General features: G+C 59.1%; 3 protein-coding genes and 1 pseudogene. 3 read left to right on the top strand and 1 reads right to left on the bottom strand.

Going from position 1 to position 3346, the window contains the following annotated elements; translation table 11 throughout:
- The 3 genes from FHT32_RS34745 to FHT32_RS34735 form a co-directional block, all read left to right on the top strand.
- Positions 1–504 (top strand): GMC oxidoreductase (locus FHT32_RS34745; RefSeq protein WP_218088550.1); only part of this gene is annotated, 504 nt, incomplete at its 5' end.
- A 115-nt stretch (positions 505–619) separates the two neighbouring features.
- Positions 620–1954 (top strand): D-serine ammonia-lyase, encoded by a 1335-nt coding sequence (locus FHT32_RS34740; RefSeq protein WP_176669061.1) that lies wholly within the window; start codon positions 620–622, stop codon positions 1952–1954.
- A gap of 175 nt (positions 1955–2129) precedes the next feature.
- Positions 2130–2693 (top strand): hypothetical protein, encoded by a 564-nt coding sequence (locus tag FHT32_RS34735; RefSeq protein WP_176669060.1) that lies wholly within the window; start codon positions 2130–2132, stop codon positions 2691–2693.
- A 14-nt stretch (positions 2694–2707) separates the two neighbouring features.
- Here the strand turns inward: FHT32_RS34735 and FHT32_RS34730 are convergent.
- Positions 2708–3253, bottom strand: a pseudogene (locus FHT32_RS34730) (IS66 family transposase); the annotation flags it as partial.
- Positions 3254–3346: the final 93 nt, after the last annotated feature.

The raw sequence follows: 3346 nt of genomic DNA, 5'->3' as shown, positions 1-3346 counted from the left end.
CAAAAACTTATCCACACCGTGAGCCGGCTGGTTCGCAAAGAGGGTGGGTCAATATTCGATGGAAATCGCGGGTCAGGATTGCATGGAAATCAACACGCAGATCCGACCGAGAGGCCACGCATCGTTTATCACTCGCTGTCCGAGCCGAAAGACATTGAAACCTTGCGGGAAGGTGTGATGCGCGCACAAGCCATGATCGAGTCGACCGAGCTCTCTGCGTTCCGAGGCAAACCCATCATGCCCGACCGTCCTCTGCGAAACAACGCAGAGGTAGACGCATACATTCGGTCTCACGCGTTTCAACAATATCACCCCGCGTGCACCTGCAAGATGGGCAAGGATGAGACCGACTCTGTTCTTAATCCAGACCTGAGTGTTCGGGGCATCGATGGCCTGAGCGTGGCGGATGCATCAGTGATGCCCAACCTTGTATCCGCCAACCCGAACATTCCCGTCATGATGCTCGCTGCCAAGGCAGCAGCGATGTGGCTAGGTCGGGAGTAAATGCATTGCTCGCGCCCACCGGCGCATCGCTACCTATTGCGGATGCTGTGTCCCCCAGCAAGCCGCAGCTACAAATGAGCCTTCCTCTTTCGGACCTGGAGCCGTTCAAGCAATCATGACTTTCAATCACAAGCAGCGCGATTCTGAAGTTTTCAAAAACGTTCGAACGCGCAAACCAGTGTTCTGGACGAACCCGGCCCGGGCAGAAGACGGACGCATGGGAAGCACTTGGGGTGACCGGCCGATTGGCCGGGAAGATGTACAAGCAGCAGAAGACAGATTTCGACGGTTTAGTCGCGTTTTGCTGGGCATGTTTCCGGAGTTGCAGGACACGCGCGGGGCGATTGAGTCCGCTGTCCTTCCAGTTCCGACTCTTCAGCACCACTTGGGCGTCCCCTTAGGGTCGGGACGCGTACTTATCAAGGCGGATCATGCGCTGCCCGTCGCGGGCTCCATCAAGGCTCGAGGCGGCATTCACGAGGTCTTGGAATTCGCGGAGAAGCAGTTGCTGAAAACTTCTAACGTTACGCTGGACGGCATTGGCGATCTTTCGATAGAGACGATTCGCGAGGTGCTCGGAAAGTACCAGGTGGCAGTTGGCTCCACGGGCAACCTCGGCCTCAGCATTGGTGTGATCGCATCGGCCTTGGGCTTGGAGGCCACCGTTCACATGTCTGCGGATGCAAAGCGCTGGAAGAAGGATCGACTTCGCAAACGGGGAGTTCAAGTCGTAGAGCACGAAGGCGACTATGGTGCGGCTGTAGAAGCCGGACGTACGGCCGCTGCAGTCGATCCTAACTGCCATTTTGTTGATGACGAAGGATCGCTATCTTTGTTCATGGGGTACAGCACCGCCGCGAATGAGCTTCGAACCCAGTTGAATAGCCTCGGGATCCGTGTCGATGCAGAGCACCCACTTTTTGTCTATCTTCCCTGTGGCGTCGGAGGGGCGCCAGGGGGAATCGCGTTTGGTCTTTCCCATGCATTCGGCCCGAATGTGCATTGCTTCTTTGCTGAACCAACGGCGTCGCCCTGCTTGCTCCTCTCGCTGCTCGACGAAAGTCGTTCGAACCCGAGCGTGTACGACATCGGCCTGGACAACGCGACAGAAGCTGATGGGCTCGCAGTACCGCGCGCGTCGGCGCGCGTAGTCGAAGTGATGAGATCAGGAATAGGCGGCGTTTTCACGGTGGAAGACGACACGCTCTTCAGGAACTTGCACGCTGCGGCAATCACAGAGGAAATCCGTGTCGAGCCTTCGGCAACAGCAGCTTTTGAAGGCCCTCGGTGGCTGACTTCATCTGGGCCTGGGAACGCCTACCTCGCACGCAACGGACTCACCGGGCGTCTTCCAAAGGCGACGCACCTGATTTGGACAACAGGCGGCCTTTTCGTGCCAGAGAATGAGTACCAAACATTCTTCGAGCGCGGTGCGGTACTTAACACCTAATGACCGACCTCAGAAGGTCCCCAATCCCTAGCACGCCTCAACGACGACCTAATGGCCGCAACCTGACACGGCCAGCGGTACAAGCTCGAGCTGTGCAAGCGTCCGGCCAAAGCATCTTGACGGCGACCAAAAGTTGTGCGGCTAGACTGCGGCTTGAGATTCTTAGACGAGAGCGATGACTGTCCAAATCACTGGCATCGAGACATTCCGCGATGGCGGATCAATCGAGTTCTACGTGGAAAGTCACAGCGTGCGGAAGCACGTGTGGCTGGATACCCCGTTTAAGGGAGAGCCACGATCGCTGCTGGTAGACAACATAAAGGCAGCGCCTCATTCCACAGGGGTAGACGAGCTGCTGCGCGATCTCGACGCTTGGCACGCGAATCTTCCCTCCGAGCAGCGTCACGCCATTGACGAGGTCCTTCAGCGAAATGGTCCATTCTTCAATCCGACTGAGGCTGAGTCGCGCGCCATCGAACTGAGTCGCGTAGTCTTCGTGCAGCGCTACCTCCGGGGGCCTTTCCTTCAACCGGCCAGGCCGGCACCCCGGATAACCGACGAGCTTCGGGCCGAGGCAAAGCGGCACGCCAATGGGTGGGTGTACGTTATCGATCCAGCGCTCTCTGTTGGGGAGCGTGTGCCGCCAGCAGCGATCGTCGGCGCTTGGCGCGTAGATGCTGACGGGGACATCGTTGCTGATGGATTCCAGGCCAACGGTAGATATCGTGGGAGCCTGTGAAGTTGCTTGCTAGGTCACGAACGACGCTGCGTCCACTCATGCGGCAGCAATTCGGAGATCCGGCTGGCAGGTTGGAGCGGCAGACGTTCAAGCACATCGCGTAGATAGGCGTAGGGATCGAGCCCGTTGAGCTTGGCGGATTGGATCAAGCTCATCACCGCCGCAGCCCGCTTGCCCGCTCGCAAGCTCCCGGCGAAAAGCCAGTTCTGCCGCCCTAGCGCGATCGGCCGGATCTGGTTCTCCACCCGGTTGTTGTCGGCCGGCAGCTCCGCATCGTCGATGTAGCGTGTGAGCGCCAGCCAGCGCTTCAAGCTGTAGTCGATGGCCTTGGCGGTCGCCGAGCCCTCGGGCACCTTCTGCCGCTGCGCGGTGAGCCATTGGTGCAGCGCATCGGCCACCTTCCGTGAATGTTCCTGGCGCCCGCGCCGGCGGTCTTCTGGTCCCAGCTCGGCCACGACCCGTTCAACCTCGTAGAGCTCGCCGAAGAACTTCAAGGCCTGCGCGCCGATCGGGCTGCCGTGGTTGACCCACAGCTCATGGAACTTACGCCTGGCGTGTGCCTTATGCGGAGCTCCGCATAAGGCGCATTATCTCGAGCGTCGTTTTATGTGGAGCACGACCTGCGATCACAGGCGCGATGCGGTGTGGCGTGG

The sequence above is a fragment of the Variovorax sp. SG517 genome (assembly GCF_013376045.1).
Taxonomy (GTDB): domain Bacteria; phylum Pseudomonadota; class Gammaproteobacteria; order Burkholderiales; family Burkholderiaceae_C; genus Variovorax.
The sequence above is the reverse complement of the archived record's forward strand: the minus strand, read 5'-3'. Positions and strand labels throughout refer to the sequence as shown.

Coding starts and splice junctions, on each gene's coding strand:
- FHT32_RS34740 (WP_176669061.1), top strand. CDS start 620: ATGACTTTCAATCACAAGCAGCGCGATTCTGAAGTTTTCAAAAACGTT.
- FHT32_RS34735 (WP_176669060.1), top strand. CDS start 2,130: ATGACTGTCCAAATCACTGGCATCGAGACATTCCGCGATGGCGGATCA.